This is a genomic window from Niastella sp. OAS944, assembly GCA_024809215.1.
Lineage (GTDB): Bacteria > Bacteroidota > Bacteroidia > Chitinophagales > Chitinophagaceae > Niastella.
The window spans coordinates 958,521-979,447 of sequence record JANUBW010000002.1; the positions used below are offsets into that span (position 1 = coordinate 958,521).

Annotated in this window: 15 protein-coding genes; 6 read left to right on the forward strand and 9 right to left on the reverse strand. The window is 42.9% G+C overall.

Annotated features, from left to right (window positions below; all coding sequences use genetic code 11):
* Positions 1-436: 436 nt before the first annotated feature.
* Both GGD38_RS14510 and GGD38_RS14515 read right to left on the reverse strand, forming a co-directional pair.
* On the reverse strand, positions 437-2,836 hold the full coding sequence (locus GGD38_RS14510) for an ABC transporter permease (protein ID WP_375300109.1): 2,400 nt from the start codon (positions 2,834-2,836) through the stop codon (positions 437-439).
* Between the two features lie 153 nt (positions 2,837-2,989).
* Positions 2,990-4,855 carry a hypothetical protein gene (locus GGD38_RS14515; protein WP_375300108.1) on the reverse strand — a complete coding sequence of 622 codons (1,866 nt, stop codon included), beginning with the start codon at positions 4,853-4,855 and terminating at the stop codon, positions 2,990-2,992.
* 462 nt (positions 4,856-5,317) lie between these two features.
* Here GGD38_RS14515 and GGD38_RS14520 point away from each other — a divergent pair, with 462 nt between their 5' ends.
* The 6 genes from GGD38_RS14520 to GGD38_RS14545 all read left to right on the forward strand — a co-directional run bounded on the left by GGD38_RS14520 (position 5,318) and on the right by GGD38_RS14545 (position 10,025).
* On the forward strand, positions 5,318-6,529 hold the full coding sequence (locus GGD38_RS14520) for an ImmA/IrrE family metallo-endopeptidase (protein WP_375300107.1): 1,212 nt from the start codon (positions 5,318-5,320) through the stop codon (positions 6,527-6,529).
* Positions 6,519-7,076, forward strand: coding sequence for a hypothetical protein (locus GGD38_RS14525; RefSeq protein WP_375300106.1), 558 nt, complete (start codon positions 6,519-6,521; stop codon positions 7,074-7,076). Before GGD38_RS14520 ends, GGD38_RS14525 begins: the two co-directional genes overlap by 11 nt.
* 14 nt (positions 7,077-7,090) lie before the next feature.
* Positions 7,091-7,672 carry a Crp/Fnr family transcriptional regulator gene (locus tag GGD38_RS14530; protein ID WP_375300105.1) on the forward strand — a complete coding sequence of 194 codons (582 nt, stop codon included), beginning with the start codon at positions 7,091-7,093 and terminating at the stop codon, positions 7,670-7,672.
* Positions 7,673-7,795: 123 nt separating this feature from the next.
* Positions 7,796-8,458, forward strand: coding sequence for an NADPH-dependent F420 reductase (locus GGD38_RS14535; protein ID WP_375300104.1), 663 nt, complete (start codon positions 7,796-7,798; stop codon positions 8,456-8,458).
* 21 nt (positions 8,459-8,479) lie between these two features.
* Positions 8,480-9,361, forward strand: coding sequence for a 4,5-DOPA dioxygenase extradiol (gene ygiD, locus GGD38_RS14540; RefSeq protein ID WP_375300103.1), 882 nt, complete (start codon positions 8,480-8,482; stop codon positions 9,359-9,361).
* A 1-nt stretch (position 9,362) separates the two neighbouring features.
* Entirely contained in the window at positions 9,363-10,025 is a 663-nt protein-coding gene (locus tag GGD38_RS14545; RefSeq protein WP_375300102.1) for an alpha/beta hydrolase, read from the forward strand.
* A gap of 51 nt (positions 10,026-10,076) precedes the next feature.
* Here the strand turns inward: GGD38_RS14545 and GGD38_RS14550 are convergent, their stop codons facing one another.
* From GGD38_RS14550 to GGD38_RS14580, 7 genes are all read right to left on the reverse strand, one after another.
* Positions 10,077-10,811, reverse strand: coding sequence for an SDR family NAD(P)-dependent oxidoreductase (locus GGD38_RS14550; protein ID WP_375300101.1), 735 nt, complete (start codon positions 10,809-10,811; stop codon positions 10,077-10,079).
* A gap of 11 nt (positions 10,812-10,822) precedes the next feature.
* Complete coding sequence (locus GGD38_RS14555; RefSeq protein WP_375300100.1) at positions 10,823-11,041, reverse strand: 4-oxalocrotonate tautomerase family protein; 219 nt, start codon at positions 11,039-11,041, stop codon at positions 10,823-10,825.
* 230 nt (positions 11,042-11,271) lie between these two features.
* Positions 11,272-13,479, reverse strand: coding sequence for an alpha-galactosidase (locus tag GGD38_RS14560; protein ID WP_375300099.1), 2,208 nt, complete (start codon positions 13,477-13,479; stop codon positions 11,272-11,274).
* A gap of 33 nt (positions 13,480-13,512) precedes the next feature.
* Positions 13,513-15,468 carry a sialate O-acetylesterase gene (locus GGD38_RS14565; RefSeq protein WP_375300098.1) on the reverse strand — a complete coding sequence of 652 codons (1,956 nt, stop codon included), beginning with the start codon at positions 15,466-15,468 and terminating at the stop codon, positions 13,513-13,515.
* Positions 15,469-15,685: 217 nt separating this feature from the next.
* Positions 15,686-18,019: a glycoside hydrolase N-terminal domain-containing protein gene (locus GGD38_RS14570; RefSeq protein WP_375300097.1), complete on the reverse strand. Its 2,334-nt coding sequence runs from the start codon at positions 18,017-18,019 to the stop codon at positions 15,686-15,688.
* Positions 18,020-18,175: 156 nt separating this feature from the next.
* The gene (locus tag GGD38_RS14575) at positions 18,176-19,384 is read right to left on the reverse strand and encodes a DUF4998 domain-containing protein (protein ID WP_375300096.1); all 1,209 of its coding nucleotides are present in this window, start codon (positions 19,382-19,384) and stop codon (positions 18,176-18,178) included.
* Positions 19,385-19,541: 157 nt separating this feature from the next.
* Entirely contained in the window at positions 19,542-20,723 is a 1,182-nt protein-coding gene (locus tag GGD38_RS14580; protein WP_375300095.1) for a DUF4959 domain-containing protein, read from the reverse strand.
* Between the last annotated feature and the right edge of the window lie 204 nt (positions 20,724-20,927).

A 20,927-nucleotide genomic window follows, 5' to 3' on the forward strand; every position in this document is an offset into this window, starting at 1 on the left:
CGGGTATTGTCAACATGACAATACATTAATAAGTTTTTAATCAGTAATGCTATTAAAGAGAGTTATCGTTTACTTATCCGGGAGAGACCGCTTCCTGAAAACGGGATATAATTTCCCCGTTTCAAAAATCTAATCGAGTAGGTACGCTTTACCTCAGGTTCCTTATTCAAGGAGGCTAAAGTTCTGTCGGGGAGTAAGTAAAAACCTTGTCACAGCTTATTTTCATTGGAGGCGAAGCACAAAAGCGGAGGCTCATTAATACGAATGGTAGCTGTAATTTTTGACATCATATACGTTTTTAAAGCGATGGATGAATAAATACGTATATGAAGAGGTGCAAAGCTTGTACCACCGGCGCTGAACCAAACATCAATGCCTCCCCGCGGGAGGCATTGATGTTATTAATTGCAGGAACGACAAAAACGCCAAAAAGCCCTCACTCATTCCGCAACGACTGCACCGGGTTCACCCGGGCGGCTTTTATTGATTGCCATGAAATGGTTATTAAAGCAACGCCTACGGTAATAAGACCGGCTTCAATAAACACCACAGGACCGATGGAAATGCGGTAAGCAAAATCTTTCAACCATTCATTCATGGCCCAGGTACAAAGGGGAACGGCTATTACAATGGCTATTATTATCAGTTTGATAAAATCTTTCGAGAGCAACATCACAATACCGCTTACCGATGAACCCAGCACTTTACGAACGCCTATTTCTTTCACCCGTTGCTGCGCCATAAAGGTAGACAAGCCTAATAAACCCAAACAGGCAATTATAATTGCCAGGAACGAAAAGAAGGTGAACAGCTGGCCAAAGTGTTGATCGGCCTGGTACTGATCATTGAACGATTCGTCGAGGAAATGATACAGGAATGGCCGTTGCGGCGCCATTTTATCCCAGGTAGTTCGCAAATGCGCTATGGTAGACTGAATATTATCACCTTTAATAGCAACAGAGATGCGGTTAAGATTTTCGGGATAACCATATCGTAATGTTAGCGGTTCAACCTGCTGGTGAAGGCTCCGGAAATTGAAATCTTTTACAACTCCTATCACAGTGCCTTTTCGCCCCCATTGTTCAAATCTCTTTCCAATAATATCGGCAGGGTTTGTATAGCCGTACAATTTTGCCGCAGCTTCATTTACAACCATGGCTTCTGCACTATCACTTACATAAGCGCGTGAATAATTGCGGCCTGCGGCCATTTGAATATTATAAACGGGGATAAAATCAAAATCTACCTCATAAATTAACGGGCCTTTCATGGGCATTTGTCCATCGGGCGTTTGTATAAGCGTGGCGGCATTGGGTAGAAATTCGCCGGGAACAGCGCGGGAAGCGCCAACAGCCATAACGCCGGGCTGGTCGGCAATCGATCGCTTAATGGCTTCAATATTATTCTGCACCTTATCATCGCCTTCAAAATCGAGGATCAACATCTGCTCTTTCTGAAATCCAACGTCATGACTGTTCAGGAATTTCAACTGATTATATACGATAACAGTTCCGGCAATCAATGCAATGGATAACGTAAATTGAAAAACCACCAGTACTTTCCTAAAGGAAACGCCATCTCCTGATGGAACAAATTTCCCTTTTAATACAGCTATAGGCCGGAACCCGGCCAATACCCAGGCCGGATAAATACCAGCGAGCATACCTACTATTATTGCAAACACCACCATACCGGAAAAGGCCAGCGGACTAAAGAAATTGGCAAGTGCAATCTCTTTTCCTGATAACTTTTCAATCAATGCAATGCCCGGTTTTGCCAGCACAAGCGCTATAACCGCTGCAGCCAGTGATAACAGGATCGATTCAAACAGGAATTGCCACATTAAGTGGGAAGGCTTTACGCCAAGAACTTTGCGCACGCCTACTTCTTTTGCCCTTTCGAGTGAGCGTGCGGTGGAGAGGTTCATGAAATTTATACAGGCAATAAATAAAATGAAAACAGCTATACAGGAGAACAGGTATACATTGTGTAACTTACCGGTTGGTCCCGGTTGCCGGGCAGCTACCGAATGCAGGTAAGCATCCGTCATTTTTTCAAAGACAATATGATAACCCGGCTCATCAGGAATACGACGCTTTAAAAATGCCGGCGTTTTTGCCTGTATCGATTGAATAGAAGCATTCTCTTTTAACAACAGGTAGGTATAAAAATCAATATAGCCCCACCAGTCAAATATTTCCGACCGCATTTTTTTCATGGTCGACATAGAGATAAGCCCGTTGAACGTAAACTGGCTATTGGGTGGCACATCTTCCATAATACCGGTTACGGTCAGGTTAAACCCATTATTGGCGCGAAATACTTTTCCTACCGGGTTTTCATTACCAAAGAACTTTTGTGCAACGGTTTTTGTAAGCACTATACTAAAGGGCGTAATTAAGGCTGTGTGCGCATCGCCATGGATCATTTTCCAACTGAACACATCAAATGCCGTTGAGTCCATAAACAACAGGTTATCCTGCTGAAAACGCTTTTCGCCTGTTTGCAGCAACAAGCTGTTAGGGCTCATAAACTGCACTACTTTTTCAATTTCAGGGAAGTCGGCCTGCAATGCAGGGCCCAATGGCGCACAACCCCAAACCTGATATTGTTCAGGCGATGGCCTGCCTGCATCTTTTGCGCCAAATACCTGTGTAACGCGGTATATTCTATCGCGTTTAGTGTGGTATTGGTCATACGATAGCTCATGGTACACATACAGGGCAATAAGCACGCAACAAACCATGCCTATTGCCAGCCCGGCCATGTTTATTAAACTGTAGAACTTACGCTTTAAGAGGTTGCGCCAGGCGATCTGAAAGTAGTGACGGAGCATTGGCTTTTAGTTTAGTGCAGGAATTAAAACAAGCGTTATGCCATTATGGAAAAGCCCTTAAATTAAGCACTTATGCATAGGTAAGTGTTCACTTGCGGGCATTGGGTGTACGGTATTGATACAGTTACAAGATAATTAGTGCTGTTTCTTTGGCTAATGGTCCCCTTCTTCAATAGCAAAAAAACCTAAGTTATACTTTTTAGATAAGGGCATAATGGCAGCAGGCTCCATAAGTACGAACTCGTATGCTACGGAGCTGTTCCGGGCAACAAACCTTTTCCTTTCCTTATTTTCTATAAGACATAAATTAAGCATTTTAACCAGTCGTTGTGCGTCGGTATAAAAGGGTGTGCTTAGCTCGGAGTAGGTAAAATTGTAAACCGAACTATTATACTGTACAAAAAGGTTGTAATTGTGCTCGTTGCTGCCGATGGATGTGGTAACCTGCCCTATCGTAAAATCATTGCAATGCTGTGCTATGGCAACCTGGCTGAATTTATTTTTGAACACTTTGACATAATCAAAGGGCGCACCTTCAGGCGCATCTCTATGCCGGTGAAATTCAATAATGAGATTATTCATACGCAAAAATTCATCAATCACATTCCTTGCGAGATTATCTGAAATAAGGAATTTAGACAATTTATTCAGCCTGATCTCAGGCAGATCGCATTTTACAGCAACACTATTCAGATCGGCTATAAGTTCATTTATTTTCTCCTCCGGCATTTTAATTTGACTGGTTCCTATCTCCTTGTTAAAAGCCTTTAATGTAAGCGGAGAAGAATACGCCAGTAATTTATCCAATTGCAATTTATCAAAGTCGGCTTTGGAAATGTTGCCACCGGGCCAGGCCATGCTAACCAGTTTCAGGTATTGTTCCTTATATTCAGGCTTAAACAGGTCCGTTGTTTTGATGGCCTGTAAAAGCATTTGTTGTAATTGATTATCGGTATAAGGATAATGTTTAAATAAGTACTCCAAATACTCCAGCTGAACCGCTTCAAAGCTGCCGCTTTTCTTTTCTGTGTATATAGATTTTGACAATAGCTCTTCCCAAAATCTCTTTCCATACCGATCAAGTAAATACTTCAGATTACCTTTCATAAAGTACACATACTTGTCACATTCCGGCACTTTGCTGAAATCAATAGCGGAATAAAAAGCAAACCACTTATCCATCATTTCATCGTAACGAACTTTGTCAATGTGAATAGCAAGCGGTTTTAAAATATAGGGATCATAGACTTTTTTACTCAACAGGCGAAACAACAGGTCGGTAGCTCTTGTGGCAACTATCTCATCTTCCGATAAACATAGAAAATAAAAAAGATTGTAATCGGCAAATACGCCATAATTGAAGCTAAAATACGGTCTAACAAGCCTGTCGTGTATCAGGTCTTCAATAATTATTTCCAGATAATCAAGCCCCTCTTTTTCTTTACCCATTTGAACCAAATAGTAAACCAGGTAGGGTTCACTTTCCCACTTATGGGCCGGACTGTTTTTAATATAATCAGTTATCATTTGATAACTTTCCGGCAATTGCATGCGGACAACAAATTCAAACCGCTGGTGCTCGATATACTCTTCTTCCGATTTTTTAAATTCTTCTGACTCTTCAGACGCCTTGATCTTTTCAATTTGTTTATCAAAGGCGCCATTGATCAATGCCCTGCCTTCTTTTGATGAGTGCCAGAAACTACAACTGGTAAAAGTAAATTTACCAACAGGGTCACCGTCATGTTCTTCCCTCGATGTATCGGCCAGTACATCTTTTATGAATTGTATTTTTGCGGCGTGTGTATATTGGCGGCTTTCCAGTATACTCTTAAAAAACCCTCTGCCATGATGCATTTCGAGATTGTATTCTATAACGGAATTGCTGCATTGAAAAATTTCCGCATCGGAAGGGATATCCGTAGCTTTTTCAATTGTACGTTTTTGATCGTTGAGAATGAGCTTATCGAATTGCTCATTAACAGGGTCGTTAAATAAAAAAGGAACTGGTTTACGCATATATAATGGGGTCTGCGCATCAAGATATAAAACTTTTTACAGGCTTTTTTCGCCTGTTTTCTCAACATGTCAAAGAACTATTCGTACGAAGCACAAATATAGATTGCAGACACACGCCATTTTGAAAAATGGGACGGGCATGTGTCAAACCTGGGACGAGCATGTGTTAAACCGGGGACGAATAGCATAAAGCCTACGTAAACCGTGTATTTTTTGGGACGAGCACACATAAAACCCGGGACGAAATGCCTGATCCATGTGTCAACCATGTGTCAAACATGTGTGTTCCCTTAGTAAAGTACCCCATTTGACACATGGATCACACAAGGTTCACACAAGGTTGAGGCCAGGAAGAGAGGCTTTGAACATGCAGTAACACAAATTTTTATTTTAGGGTAATTACCCTAAAATTCATCCTCATATCACCAAAAAGCCTACATTTACAGGGTAAATACCCTTCAATTGGACAATATAGATATAAATGAGCTTTTAAATTCAGCATTTGAAGACAATGATATTGACCTTCTTAACCTGTTTTCAAAAAAACTGGAAGAATATGATATTGCAAAATCGAAGGCACTCTCTTTACTTGGGATAGATAAAGATGTATTTGGAGACATTATTAGCGGATCTGCAAAACAACCAAACCTGATACATGTAGTTAAGCTGGCAGAATTTCTTGACATTAGCTTACAGCAAGCTGTAGCTGCTATTATTAAAGAACAAAGCCAGGAAACGATCGCATCGCTGGAAAAATCAAGAAACGCTGTTTTTCTTTTAAAGCACTTCGACCTAAAAAAACTTACAACACTTGGCTTTATTGATAAGAACGCTGATGTAAACGACATTACCAACCGTCTTCTTACTTTTTTTGGGAACAAATCAATTTCTGATTTTGAATTAAATCAGGAGGCGCCATTATATAGCCGGACCAAAGTAATGTTTACCGATAAAATGATGAAGTTTTGGGTCGATTCGGCGTATTGCGTTTTTAAAAATATTGGCAACCCATATGAATATAACCGGGAGGCATTAAAGGATATTATAGTAAAAGCCAAACCATATTGTAAGGATGTAAACAACGGTCTTTTAACAGTATGCAAAGCCTTGTACCATTGTGGCGTTACAGTAATTGCACAGGAATTGCTGCCCACCACCCATGTTCGCGGTGGCACATTTTTAATAAATGACAAACCTTGTATAGTCTTAACTGATTATCGTAAAAGCTATCCTACCTTATGGACAACGCTCATGCACGAATTACATCACGTTTTATACGATCTTAAAGACATAGAAAAAACAAAATTCCATTTAACCGATGATGGCCGGCCAGATCTTTTACTGATAGAAGATAAGGCAGATAAGTTTGCAATGGATTATTTCTGCAATGTTGATCAATTTAACCTCATTAAACATCTTATCCATGATAAATACCAGGTTGATCGTTTTGCTCAACAACTACAGGTACATTCTTCAATGATCTATAACGCCTATCAGTTCTATCAATACAAGCTTAATGCAAAAAACTATTGGGCTGCTTTTAAAGAAGAAATTCCTAAAAATACACCGGCATTAGAGAAATTAAATCCCGTAACCTGGAAAGAAGAAAGTATTAAACAGATTGCTGAAAAATTAAAAACGGTTTTTGAACTAAATCAGACATATGAAAAATAAGAAAAACAAAAACACAGATTTAGAAAACCAACAACTTACTAATGAGGAACAAGAACGAATGGAGCTATTACGACAAGCTGCAGAAACAACAGGAAAACAATTGCAATTTGACAGCTTCACCGGTGAACTGAAAGAAGTAGACGAACTTCGGGCTCTTATAGGCTCACAATTTGATAACCCCGATAAAAAATACCAGGCTTATTATATGGGAATACGTAAAGTATTAATGAAATACTTACCCTCGGGTGAAAAGTTTAAACAAGCCAGGGATATAATTTATGACGAAAAAAATGTATTCCTTAACCTGGGTAAAAAGAAATCGGACAATAAGGGTATTCGGGGAAGCGATGGTCGAATGACGTACCAACCAGTGATGGATGAAATGGTTGACCTTATATCAAAATGGCTAATGACCAGTCAAAACCCATTTACTCTATATAATGCATTATACGAGTTAAATGAAAAACATGGATATGGACATGAAGCATATGATGATACTACTATTAGTTATGCTAACGCAATGCGTAAATTAAAAGACTCAGAATAAAAGCTATCCATACCATGTTCGACCTCTTCTTCCGCAAATTCAATGAAAAAGTTTCCCTTTCCGCCGAGGAAGAAACCTTCGTTAAGCAATACCTCACGCCTAAAAAACTGCGCAAAAAACAGTATTTTTTACAGGAGGGCGATACCGGCAAGGGCATTTGCTTTGTTGAAAAAGGCGCCCTTAGGGCCTATGTGCTCGATGAGGCCGGCGCCGAACATATTACCGCTTTTGCCTTCGAGGGCTATACCATTGGCGACCTGTACAGCTTTTTACATTCGGAACCGGCTACCCTCAATATCGATGCGCTGGAAGATTGCGAATTGATGATCATCAGCAAACAGTCGCACGACGAGCTACTACAAAAAATGCCTAAATATGAAACCTATATCCGTTTACTGATAACAGACGCCTATATAGCCCTGCAAAGAAGAACTACCACCATGATAAGCCTGCCACTGGAAGAACGGTATGTGGCGTTCACGCAAATGTTCCCTACCATGTTTCAACGGGTGCCCCAACATATGATAGCCTCCTATATGGGTCTTTCGGCCGAAACCCTTAGCCGCGTAAGAAGCCGCCTTTCAAAAGGAAAATAACGACAAAAACGTTGACAAAAGTCAAGACTTTTCATTGCTCAAAAGCATGCCCATTTCTTGCCCAAACGCATTGGAGCCGGGGTAGCTTTCATTGTAGTTTTGTGTTATCGAAAATGTACAATCATGAGCACAAAACAAACAATAGCAATTATAGGCGCCACCGGTAATATGGGTTCCGCACTGGCCAAAACATTATCAAAAGGGAATAACAGGTTATTGCTTTTTGCCAACAACCAGGAAAAAGTTAAAGCCCTTGTCGATGATATTAAAAGCACCAACAAGAAAGCCGATGTAGAAGGCATTGAATGCCCTACCAACGCTTCGTGGGAAGCCGATATTATTGTAATGGCAGTTCCCTTCGCCGTCGAAAAAGAGATAGCCACAAGAATAAAAGAAGTAGCCAACCAAAAAGTGGTCATCAGCATTGCCAACCCGTTAAATGAAAATTATGACGGACTGGTAACGCCGCCCGACACCAGTGCTGCAGAAGAATTGCAAAAGCTGCTGCCCAATTCAAAAGTGGTAAAAGCATTTAATACCGTATTTGCCACCGTATTTACAACACCCGTTATCGACGACAAACAGGTTGATGTATTAATTGCCGGTAACGATGGTAACGCCATGGTAACGGTTTCAGAACTGGTGCAAACAGCAGGCTTTAACCCTGTTGTAACAGGAGAATTACTGGTAAGCCGAACCCTGGAGAATATGGCTTTGTTACTTATACAATTAACGGTAAAGAACAACTGGAACTGGCAGGCAGGTTTTAAGGTATTACATAACTAATTTTGTTTTTAATACAGCGGAATGGAACGAAAACAATTTATACAATCAATACTAAAAGGAGCGGTTGGAATGACAACACTTTCAGCATTCAATAAATTTACAGAGAACTTACAGGAACAGGACCAACTGATGCCGGTATTATTTGTTGGCCACGGCTCACCCATGAACGGCATAGAAGATACTGAGTTCAGTCGCCGGTGGACGCAAATGGCCAAAGAAATACCAACACCAAAAGCCGTGCTGGTGGTATCGGCACACTGGTTTACGCAAGGCACAAAGATCACCGCCATGGACTTCCCGAAAACCATTCACGACTTTGGCGGTTTTCCAAAAGAATTGTTTGAAGTACAATACCCGGCGCCCGGCGATCCGTTACTGGCAAAAGAAACAGCCGCATTGATCCATACTACACAGGTTGAACTCAATCACGACTGGGGCCTCGATCATGGCACCTGGACCATCGTTCGGCATATGTACCCCGATGCAAAAATTCCCGTTCTTCAACTAAGCATCGACTATAGCAAGGGCCCGCAATATCATTATGACCTGGCCAAAGAGATCTACAACCTGCGTAAAAAAGGGGTATTGATCATTGGCAGTGGTAACATGGTACATAACCTGCGTATGGTTGCCTGGGATAAATTAAATGAAACAGATTATGGGTACGATTGGGCAAAGAACATCAACGATAAGTTTAAATCGCTTATACTCGATGGCAATCACAAACCCCTTATCAATTATAGTGAATTAGGAAAAGATGCTTTATTAGCCATCCCAACGCCCGAGCACTACTTACCATTGTTGTACACGCTGGGTTTAAAAGGCAGTAAAGACAATGTTTCTTTCTTTAATGATAAAGCAGTGGGCGGTTCACTCACCATGACCTCCGTAAAAATTGGATAATATGATCACAGAAAACAATACAACTACAGTTAGCACGGTTTTACAATACCTGGTACGGGCGCCAAAGGTGCAGGCAGAAAAGAAAAAAGCCATAATACTGTTACATGGTGTGGGCAGTAATGAAAAAGACCTGTTTGGCATTGCCAACCTGTTACCCGATGACCTGTATGTAATATCGCCACGCGGACAATTTGTTTTAGGCGGCGACAGATACGCCTGGTACCAGGTTGATTTCTCAACCGGCAAACCTGTTTACAACGCAGCGCAGGAAGCATCGAGCAGAAAACTGATCAGTACTTTTATTGATCAAATGAAAGCCAAATACCAATTATTGGAAGTATATGTTGGCGGTTTTAGCCAGGGCGCCATTATGAGCTACAGCATTGGTTTAACAAACCCAACAGCAGTAAAAGGCATTCTGGCGCTAAGCGGTAGAATACTGGAAGAAGTTAAACCGCTTGTAACAAAGAACGATGAGTTAAAACAATTGAACGTTTTTATTGCTCATGGTGTGCATGACAACGTATTACCTGTTGACCGGGCCAGGGAAGCGGAAAAATATTTGTCGGCATTTGGAATGCCCCTCACCTATCATGAGTATGAGTTAGGACATACCATTAGTGAGAAAGTGATACAGGATATTAATATATGGCTGGCGAATTAATTTAGAAGAACAACCTTTCCGCCGCGGTCGGAACTGGTTGTTTTTTTCTCATTAATTCAAATTGTGACCCGCAGCCATGCCACCATCTACGTTAATGATAGCTCCGTTTATAAATTTACTTTTTGCTACTGTATAAACCATTTCGGCTACATCTTCCACTTCGCCTACCCTGTTCAATAAATGTAAACCTGCACTTTGATCAACTGCATCACCATGCATTGGGGTACGAATAGTTCCCGGTGCAATGGTATTCACCCGAATGTTATGCCGGCCAAACTCAGCAGCCAGTTGTATCGTTAATGAATGAATAGCTCCCTTGCTCGATAATGGTGCTGTTGTAGGTGCACCACCCAATGCATGATTCACCAGCGGCGTACCAATATTGATCACTACGCCTCCCTGCTGTTTCAGCATTTGCGGTATAACCGCCTGGGTTGTAAAAAATGTTCCCTTCAGATTGGTTTTCAAAAAGCGATCGAGATATGCTTCGTCAACTTCAAGAAATGGTTTGGTTTCAAAGATGCCGGCATTGTTCACCAGCACATCGGCTGAACCAAAACGGGCAATGGCTGTTTGTACCAGTAAATCACCTGTGTTTTTATCACTCACATCACCGGCCACCATGGCCAGGTTGGTGCCGGCACCCAGTTCCTGGTATACCTGTTTTAACTTTTCGGGTGTGGCGGAGTTGATCACCACATTATCGCCTTTTTCTAAAAAGTACCTGGCAACTTCTTTGCCTATTCCGGATGATGCTCCGGTTACAATAATTGTTTGCTTTTTCATATTGATGTTTTTTATTTTTTATCTGCTGTAATTCCTTTTTCACGTAATACCGAAACCTGCTCACCGGCATAACCCCAGTCGTCGAGTTCTATTTCCTGAATAACCACATGGGTAAGATGCGGATCTTTGTTAAGAATGTTGGTAAACAGGTCGGTAATGCCCTTTATCAGTTGCTGTTTTTGTTCGCGGGTAACACCTTCGCGGGTCACTTCCACTTTTACGTATGGCATATTGTATGTTTTTTGTTTTTTGATTGTCGTTATTGACAACACAAAGGAAGGAAGTATTAGGGAGGCGGTTACGTGAGGTAGGTCACTTTCTGCGAAAGAGTTGACGAGTTGACAAGGGCTTCTGTGCGGCAGGCTGAGTAAAAGTTGAAATGTTGGTGGAGTCAAAAATTAAAAACCCCACACATGTAAGCATGGGGTTGTATTTGCTTTAGGCTTTTGGCTTTTCGCTTTCAGCTGTTTTCCATTATCACATTTAACGCCAGCACCACACTCGCCCTACCAGCTTTCACATCGGGATTGTAGCCAACGGTCATCAGGAACTCACCAGTGTAGGTTTTATTACTGTTTATAGAAGAAATAGTGCCTGGGTACAGGTTCAATTCTTTGAGCTGATAACGCTTCTGCGGGTCGAGGCCTTTGAGCCGGATAGGTCTTTCGCTGCCTGCCGCATAACGATTGTTGACCAGGTAATTGAAGATAACACCCGAGGTCTTTTCTTCATTAAGATACAATACAGCCGCTACCGCATTACCTGCCGGATCCTGCAGCCGGTATTGATTACCCTGCCAAATAATGGGCTTTATGTTATTATACGTTTTAATGGCTTCCTGGCAAAACTGCAGGTCCTTTGCATCGAGTTTGCTTACCACAATATCAAAACCCAGCTTACCCATCATGGCCACATCGGTGCGGTACTTGATGGGTTGTTTGCCCCAGTCTGTTACGTGATTGGAAGAACTAACAGCGGGATAGAAATACGAATACTCCCATTGCATAAATATGCGCTCCAGCGGATCGGTATTATCACTTGGCCAAAATTCGGTGAAGTATTGCAACGCCGCATAATCGACCCGGCCACCACCACCCGAACACAACATCATAGGCACGGTAGGATATTTTTTCCTAAGCTTTTGCAACACCGAATATAGACCTTGTACATACTGGATATAAAAATGCGATTGATTTTTCAGGTGCGATGAATATGCATTATAAATAACCGCATTACAATCCCATTTTATATACGCCAGCCTGGGATTCTTTGTAAACAGGTTGTCTACTGTGTTATATACAAATTCCTGCACCTGCGGATTGCTCAGATCGAGCACCAACTGATTCCTAAAATAGTATTCCTGGCGATTGGGTTGCTTTACCACCCAATCAGGATGCTTTTCATATAATTCACTTTTGGGGTTCACCATTTCGGGTTCTACCCAAATACCAAATTTTACATCATTCGCCTGTGCCTCGCTTACCAGCGATGCAATACCGTTAGGTAGTTTGGCTTTATTCTCCTGCCAGTCGCCCAAACCTGCACCATCGTTATTACGCGGGTATTTATTGGCAAACCAGCCATCATCGAGCAGGAACAGATCAACACCCAATGCTTTGGTATCTTTCAATAACGCTTTTAACTTAGTCTCATTGAAATCGAAGTAGGTGGCTTCCCAGTTGTTCAGTAACGTTAACCGGGAACCTTTGCCATCGAGCAATTTATAATTACGAGCCCAGCTTTGTAATTTACGGCTGGCCTCGCCTTTGCCATGAAACGACAAAACCGATAAAAATGCCGGCGTGGTAAATACTTCACCCGGTTGTAAGGTGTAAGGGGAAGCATGGTTATTGATGCCGGCAATCACCCGAAGGTTATCCTGGTTATCGAGTTCGAGATCGATCCTGAAGTTACCGCTCCATTCCAGCGAACCATATAACACCGTGCCTTCATCTTCAGTAGCCGGCTTATTCAGCGATACCATAAATACCGGGGGTTGAAAAAGATCGGCACGCGTACCCAGTTTTGAATCGAGTGTTTTTATACCATGGGTGAGTTTGCTTTCTTCGGGTTGCATTTCCTTTGCCCAGTCGCCATGATATTGGCGTAACCAAAAGTTATCGGCTTTCAGGTATAAACCGGCAGAGGCAAATTTCTGTAATACCACACTCCCCTTCTCGGCATGTTTTATTTCACTCCATTGCTCTGTAACATCTTCTTTGAAATAAGTTTTATAAAACAACCGCACTTCAAAATTATAAATGGGGTCTTTTAAATCAACAGTGAGTAACGATACGTTGTCATCTATCTTTTTTGCTTCATGCCGCACATATTGAAGATCGAGTGAATTATTGCCATCTGCATGGGTAACGGTCAAAGCCGGTTCAAATAAACTGCGCGAACCCGTTGTAGCATACGCAGCATTGGATACACCGGTATACTCATCGGTTTGCCTGTATTGGGCGGCCACCTCTTCGTACTCCTTTTTATCGGTAAGCGTGGGCCCAACGTAAACAATATTCAGGTTATTGCTTTTGTTGGTTTGTAACACCAGCGCATTGTGCTGTGTTTCTACCGGAATAACAATGTTCTGTGCAAATGCATTCGTTTGTAAGGATAAAATGGCAATAATGGCAATTCCACTCAAACCGCTCAATTTCTTTAGCATGATACGTAATTGTATGTTACTGGTTATGTTTATCTATGGTTTATACTTTACCCCTTCTGTTTTTGCTTTCCAGTTATCGGTACGGAAGGGCGCAGCCGGAAATCCTTCTTTATTGAAAAGATTGGCATTACTGTCATCATCGGCCCAGGCATAACGTACGGCCACAGGCTTTGCAACTTCATCGGCCGATAATACAACAGTAGTACTGGCAATGCTTGCTTTGGCCGGGTAAAAATGTTGATCGGCGCCTGCGATCTCAAAGCCTGTTACGGCATCCTGTTTTGCCATTAACCCCTTACCAACACCTGTAAAATGTATCACGGCTTTGTTCCCCTGTACCTGCATGGTTTTATATACAGGGCCTGAAACCACTTTATTGATGCCATATGTTTTTTGTAATGCCAAACCGGCAAGCCGCTTACCTACATCCTGTTTATTACGTGGATGAATATCTGCGGCTTCACCTACATCAATAGTAACTGCCATGCCGGTATTTGGTAATGAGGCAGCCATCGTTTGTGCTTCACGCAATTCGGCCCAGGTGCTGCCATTGTTACTATTTCCGTTGGCTGAATTAAAACTGGTAAGCTGTACAAAATAAAAAGGCATAGCTGGTTGTTGAAAGCGTTTGCGCCAGTCGTTAATGAGCAATGGCATAGCTTTACGATATTCCACCGCCCGGCCGGCATTGGCCTCACCCTGGTACCAGATAGCGCCTTTAACAGATAGCTTTTCAATAGGATGTATCATGGCATTGTACAAGATGGAAGGATAATCGTTGGGACCAAGACCCGGAACGATCATTTTCTCAACCCGGTATTTCCAATCGCCAGCCAGTGGTATTGATTTCCCATCTATCGTTAATGAACAATCAGTGGCTTCACCATAAATACCGCCACCACCACCGGTATCCTCTACTCGCACAGCAATTATATTTTTACCCTTCTTTAAAACGCCTGCATTTATATTATACACTCGTGGTACATTGTAGCCGGTTGTACCGCCAACCTTTGTACCATTTACATAAGTAACATCATTATCATCGATCATAGCCAGTTTCAAAACGGCAGGTTTGCCAGCATCAGCTTCATCGATCACCACTTCCTTTCGCAACCACATAATACCGTCGATAGTTATAGCAGGTTTCTGATTCTCCCATAACAACGGCGCCTTCATGCTGTTCCATTTGCTATCGTCATATTCAGCTGCCGGCCATTGGCCTACATCAGCTATATCTATTTTATCTAATTGTACCGACTTCAAATATTCCTGTAATGTGCGTTCTCTTTTGGCCTTCATTTCAACAGTGCTTTGCTCAGGCGCCAGTTCCACCAGTTCTTTATAATAAGGTTCGCTTTTAAAACCTGTATAACTGATCCAGCTTTCGATATTGGTGCCGCCCCAGTTAGAACTGATCAGCCCTATAGGTACTTTTAGTTCCTGGTGTAATGTTCTGCCAAAGAAATAACCCACGGCCGAAAAGGCCGCCACGCTTTGTGGAGAACAGGTTTGCCAGTTACCACCTTTTATATCGTCAACGGGTAGCCCCTCTATATTTTTTTCAACTGTAAATAATCTTATTGCGGGATAATTAGCCGTTGCCACTTCTTCTTCGGCATTCAGCACCCTGCCCCAGCCACTGTTCACCGGCATTTCCATATTCGACTGGCCCGAACAAACCCACAGGTCGCCCAGGAGTATGCCTTGCAGCGTAATTGTCGTTTTGCCTTTTACCTGTAACTTGTATGGACCGCCGGCAGGCTCCGCCGCCAGCACCGCTTCCCAACTGCCGCCGGCATTGGTTTGTACGGTTTTACTTTGATCATGAAATTGAATGGTGATGGTTTCAGCCGGAGCTGCCCAACCCCAAATACGCACCGGTGCGTTGCGTTGCAGCACCATGCTATCGCCAAAGATCTTTGGTAAACGTAATTGGGCTTTTGTTGTGGCTGTTAGAAGAACAGTTAATCCAAATAAAATATACTTCATATGTACACGCAATTTTTTGAGGGTACAAGTTACTGAATAGTAGTGTGCTTTTCTTAGCAGATAGTTATTACAATTTAACAGACCTGTAAGGTCCATCATCGGTGCTTGAACTTTTAGCATGATGCGTTGGATCTGACAGGTCGTTGTTTAAAATCGACCTGTCAGGATCGCGTGAACTTAAAAATTAGGCAAGCTCAAATGGCGAACCTTACAGGTCTTACTTTTTTACTTCCGTTTCAACCTCCTTCATAGAACCATTTACCTTTACAGTAACCCGCTTCCTACTAGAAGAATGAAGCTTATAACTAACTATCTTCCCCTCCTTCCAGGCAAAATCAACAATAACATTCCCTCTGGCCTTCATTCCCACAACCGCTCCTTCCTTCCACTGGTTGGGAATGGCGGGCAGCAAATGAATAAACCCTTCATGGCTTTGTAATAACATTTCGGCAATACCTGCGCCAGCCCCAAAATTGCCATCAATTTGAAAGGGCGGACCGGCCGACAATAAATTCGGATACACGCCGCCGCCAGCGCCATAGTTGATATCGGTTTTATGGGTTGGTTTCATTATTTCCCGAAATAGTTTATACGCCCGGTTGCCATCGTGCAACCTTGCCCAGAACAACTGTTTGTAAGCAATAGACCAGCTGGGCCCATCATCACCACGTACATTCAGCGTTTTCTTACAGGCCTCGGCCCATTCCGGTGTTTTAGATGGTGTTATAAGGTTGGCTGGGTACAATCCATACAAATGAGAAATATGGCGGTGTTGCGGATCGGTTTCCTTATAATCTTTTAACCATTCCATTACCCGCCCATCGGCCGTTAACATGGCTACCGGTGGTATTTGTTTCAGCTTCGCCTTTAATGTATCGCGGAACGATGCATCTATATCCAAACGCAGGGAAGCGGTGATAACGTTATTGAACAGTTCATGCATGATCTGGTTATCGATGGCCGCCCCCATACAAATGCTAACATGTTTACCACTGCCATCGGGCATATAAAATGAATTCTCCGGCGAAGAAGAAGGCGCTGTTACCAACCAGCCCGTTTCGGGGTCTTTAATAAGAATATCCGAATAGAATAAGGCGCTGCCCTTTAATACAGGGTATATTTTTTTCAGGTAGTTAACATCATTGGAATATACGTAATGGTCCCACAGGTTATTACATAACCAGCCCGAGCCCGATTTGGTAACGCCCCAGGAAGCGCTTTCACCTGGTTCGGTGAACATCCAGGGATTGGTGATCACATGGGCTACCCAGCCGCGGGCGTTATAATACGCTTTTGCCGTTCGCTCACCATGTGGTACCAGCTTACCTATCAATTCAGCCAACGGCAGGTTCAGCTCGGTAAGGTTGCCCGGCTCAACACCCCAATGGTTCATTTGCACATTTACATCGAGGTGATAATCGCCATTCCACGGTGTATGTATTTCATGCGCCCACAAACCCTGTAAATTAGGCGGCAGCAAACCAACACGTGTACTGCTGATAGAAAGATAGCGGCTGTATTGATAAAACAATACCGTAAGCCGGTTATCGGGTACTGTTGAATTATAAAATTTATCCAGCCGCTGATCGGTTGGCAGATCATCGGACCCTGATGCGCCCAAACTCAGTTGCATGCGATTGAACAGGCGCTGGTAATTATTGAGGTGCTTTTTCTTTTGTACCTCGTAAGGCACTGCCATTGCTTTAGTCAGTAACTGGTTGGTGTGTTGTCTGAATTCAGCGTCGCGAAAACTCGTCTTTGCAGAGAAGTACAGTATAACTTCGGTAGCATTTTTAACAACCAGTTTATTACCATCAGTAGCAAGGCTGCCATCTTTTAATTTGAGCGCTACCTTTGCCAGGTATTCCATTCCTTTGCCATTGATACCATTCTCCAGCTGACCGGTCATTTCGAGTTGATTGGCAACAGCAGTAACTGTTGCTTTTTCTTCACGTGAAAGCGATACATCAAAGTTCAACGCACCGGCCACACTGGCGGTAAAACGAACAATACCTACATCATCGCCAAAGCTGGTGAAGTATTCCCTGGTATAAGTTACCGTCCCTATCTTATATGTGCTCTTTGCTATGGCATCATCGAGCGATAACTCGCGGCGATAACCGGTATGCGTGGTTGCTTTATAATTAAAGCTGAGGTTCAACCGGCCCAGGGTTTGAAAACAACCATAGGGTTCAGCGCCAGAGCCTTTACCCGTACAAATAAAATCTTTATCAATCAGCGATTGCGCCTGATCGTTCTTTCCTTCCAACAGCAGCTTTTGTATTTCGGGCAGTTTCTTACTGGCATTATAGTTATTGGCGTCCTGTGGTGCGCCCGACCAAAGAGTAATATCATTCAACACAATGCTCTCCTTCATTACACCACCATCGGGTGTCATACCCAAGCGGCCATTACCCAGCGGCAAGGTCTCTTCCCATTGATTCGCAGGTTTATTGTACCATAAACGCAAGGGCGTTTTTTGCTGAGCCTGCACAAAACTTATACCTAATAATAAAAATAATTGACCGACTATTATCACCTTTCTATACATATTTATTACTTCTTAACTTTTTGAAGTAGGAAGTAAGAAGTAGGAAGAGTCTGAATTTTTAAGCTCAAAAACAATCGCGAGCATTGGAAATTAAACCCCTTCTTACTTCATACATCTTACCTCCTATCTCTTACTTCCTACCTATGTAAGACGATTTTATTTAACAATATACAGCCTCAGGCTATTAAAGCGCATCGCCTCGCCCTGATCATCCATATCGAGCAGCAGACCCAATGAGAACGTGGTTTGTTGCGTTACGGTAAATTCAAGTTTTACACTTGAGCCGTTATCTACCTGTTTGTAGGCAAAGGCCGATGCCAGGTTACTTACATCTGGTAATCCATTGGCACCGGGGGCCGCAACCAGAAACACATCGTTCTTGTTGCTTCTATGCCACCAGTCAATAGAACCCTCGAAATTGTATTTACCCGGCGGCAGTGTTACCACCTGGTATACTTTACCATTATTTATAGGCCCGGCGCCCCAGCCTGCTTCGAAATATATTTTCGCATCCGTACTGATATCGGTACCACCATAACCGCTATGGTTCTTTACGGCATCATTAGTTATCCAGTCGCGCAGGTTGGCCCAGCGCTTGCCATCATTGGCGCTGTTGGCAATGGGTTTTATGTTATTCAACAGGACTACTTCTGAAAATAATGACAACGTACCGGGCGCCACAGTAAAGGAATCTATACCTACCGGTTCGGGCAGGAACATGGTGTTATACGTGATCGGCTTCAACACACTGGCGCCGGGCAGGCTGGTAACCTGGTTCTTTAATCTAGATGGCACAATAGTGTCGCGCAACTTATCATTTGCATCGTAATAACGAATATGCATGCCCAGCACACCTACATAAGCATCTACATCGGCCCAGCCTAATTGAGCAGAACCATCGGCCAGAAATGCAGTAGCCAATACGGCCCGGTTACCTCTTTCCGTAACGGAAGTTTGGTAATTAGGGCCATATACATTTCCGGTAACGGTCATGGGTATAGAAATATTCCCCTTGTTATCGTAGGTCCGTAACGTAAAGGTCATGGGCCCTTCGGGTAATTTTGTAATGATCTGTTTCAAGGTATCGATACCATATTTACGCACAATGGTATTCTCCATTGAATCGCTGCCACTGTTCCAGAATATGCGGTACTTTGTAACATTGGGGTCGCCGGTCAATAAACCGGTGATCATTACGCGGCCATTACCTGCGATCACTTTCAGTGAATCGAAAGTGGCAGGGTAAATTATCTCACCACCCGCTGCAAATTTCTTGAAATCATCCATCTTTTTGCACGAAGCAACCACGCCTGCCAGCAGAAAGGCCAACAACCCTATTTGTATGGGAACGATATATTGTTTCATGAATATCATTTTACTTGTTAATAATTGAAGTCGGGAAAAAACAATTTGCAATTGGCAATTGACAAGGGCTGCTGACTTTCGAGCTTTCCGATTAATCTCGACTTTGTCTATTGCTTATTGCCCATTGCCTATTGCCCATTGCTTATTGCCTATTGCCTTAATTGGTTCCCCAGATGCTCATATTCTGGATCTCTATAAAATAAGAACCAACCCAGTTTTGCAAACACTTCAACCGCAGGTAGCGGTATGGTGGTGTATCCTCATCAAAATCGAACTGGAAACCGGCACTGCCGGCTGCTGCATCGGCATTGTTCTCCTGCCCCAATGGTAAACCGCTTGGCTTAACCACTTCGCAGGTAAGGATCTTGGTCCACTTGCTCCAATCGCCATCGCGGGTAGCATCATTTGAACCATATATTTCAAAGCGGCGCGGGCTGCCTTTTGAATAATACAGCGACCCTTCTCTTCTTGTAAGTAAGTTTAACCGGGTTAATTTAACAGGCCCGTTTCCAATACCCCAGGTGAGGGTTGTAGGTACACCCGAACTTTCATCGGTATATGTACAAGGCCATTCGTTGTTAAATAAACCCGACCACATCATGTCTACCGTTGTGCCCCACGACATTTTTGTATCGTTATCGCACATATAGTTAAAGAAATCGAGTTTTTGTATTTGCGATTCTTTTGTGGGCGTAAGCGAAACGTACATGGTATCTGTACGGTTCAACCAACGGTCGCGAACAAAAAAACCAAACCTGCGTTGCACTGGTGGTAGTCCACGAATACTTACCGCAATAAGCGAATCGCTGGTATATACGTTATCGAGGTTGGCCCAATCGCCATTGTTCAGTGAATCCATCAATGGCACAATCACTACATCTCCTTTAAACTGGTTTACCGATTTCAATCTTATACCCCCGGCCGTAGCGCGTACCGTCAAATTACGAAATACTAAACGCAGGGGCGATACCAGCGGCTCCACGGTAACGTCAACCGGTTCACTCGCCACTTCACTTCTATTATACGCATATAATTTTACGGTATGTTTTAAGGTATCGGCAAAACCGGCTACCCGCAACTGGTTGGTATAATAAGAAGCTTTTACTTCCTGTTTGGCACCATTGGCCAACGTATATACTGCTTTTATATATAACAGGTCTTCATCGTTGGGCAATGAATAAGAAATGGTGGCAGCGCCATTTTCGTTCTTTACAGTTACATTCGACACAGTACCGGGTTGTGCGCCGTTGTTCTCTTTCAACCCGTTCACGTCTTCTTTTTTGCAACTCCACATGCCTGTAAGCAGTAGCATTGCTATTATTAAAGTGTGCTTTTTCATATCTGTATGTTTTGGCAAGGCAGTTTGTAATTATATATTTTGGTAAGTAAACCCGGGTATTGCAACCCGAGATTCTGTTAGAACCGTGCGTAACAGTCTCCCGTTACAAGGCTCCGATTATCTTACCGTTGGTATAGATTTGAGTAATTTCCAATGAGCAAATAAGGTTGGTTGTCGTACAGATATCCCGTGCAGCCATCTCAT

Excerpts from the sequence above, each read along its gene's own strand:
- GGD38_RS14550 (WP_375300101.1), bottom strand. The coding sequence starts at position 10,811 with ATGAAAAAGCAAACAATTATTGTAACCGGAGCATCATCCGGAATAGGC.
- ygiD (WP_375300103.1), top strand. The coding sequence starts at position 8,480 with ATGGAACGAAAACAATTTATACAATCAATACTAAAAGGAGCGGTTGGA.
- GGD38_RS14530 (WP_375300105.1), top strand. The coding sequence starts at position 7,091 with ATGTTCGACCTCTTCTTCCGCAAATTCAATGAAAAAGTTTCCCTTTCC.
- GGD38_RS14575 (WP_375300096.1), bottom strand. The coding sequence starts at position 19,384 with ATGAAACAATATATCGTTCCCATACAAATAGGGTTGTTGGCCTTTCTG.
- GGD38_RS14580 (WP_375300095.1), bottom strand. The coding sequence starts at position 20,723 with ATGAAAAAGCACACTTTAATAATAGCAATGCTACTGCTTACAGGCATG.
- GGD38_RS14510 (WP_375300109.1), bottom strand. The coding sequence starts at position 2,836 with ATGCTCCGTCACTACTTTCAGATCGCCTGGCGCAACCTCTTAAAGCGT.
- GGD38_RS14545 (WP_375300102.1), top strand. The coding sequence starts at position 9,363 with ATGATCACAGAAAACAATACAACTACAGTTAGCACGGTTTTACAATAC.
- GGD38_RS14560 (WP_375300099.1), bottom strand. The coding sequence starts at position 13,479 with ATGCTAAAGAAATTGAGCGGTTTGAGTGGAATTGCCATTATTGCCATT.
- GGD38_RS14555 (WP_375300100.1), bottom strand. The coding sequence starts at position 11,041 with ATGCCATACGTAAAAGTGGAAGTGACCCGCGAAGGTGTTACCCGCGAA.
- GGD38_RS14565 (WP_375300098.1), bottom strand. The coding sequence starts at position 15,468 with ATGAAGTATATTTTATTTGGATTAACTGTTCTTCTAACAGCCACAACA.
- GGD38_RS14535 (WP_375300104.1), top strand. The coding sequence starts at position 7,796 with ATGAGCACAAAACAAACAATAGCAATTATAGGCGCCACCGGTAATATG.
- GGD38_RS14515 (WP_375300108.1), bottom strand. The coding sequence starts at position 4,855 with ATGCGTAAACCAGTTCCTTTTTTATTTAACGACCCTGTTAATGAGCAA.
- GGD38_RS14570 (WP_375300097.1), bottom strand. The coding sequence starts at position 18,019 with ATGTATAGAAAGGTGATAATAGTCGGTCAATTATTTTTATTATTAGGT.
- GGD38_RS14525 (WP_375300106.1), top strand. The coding sequence starts at position 6,519 with ATGAAAAATAAGAAAAACAAAAACACAGATTTAGAAAACCAACAACTT.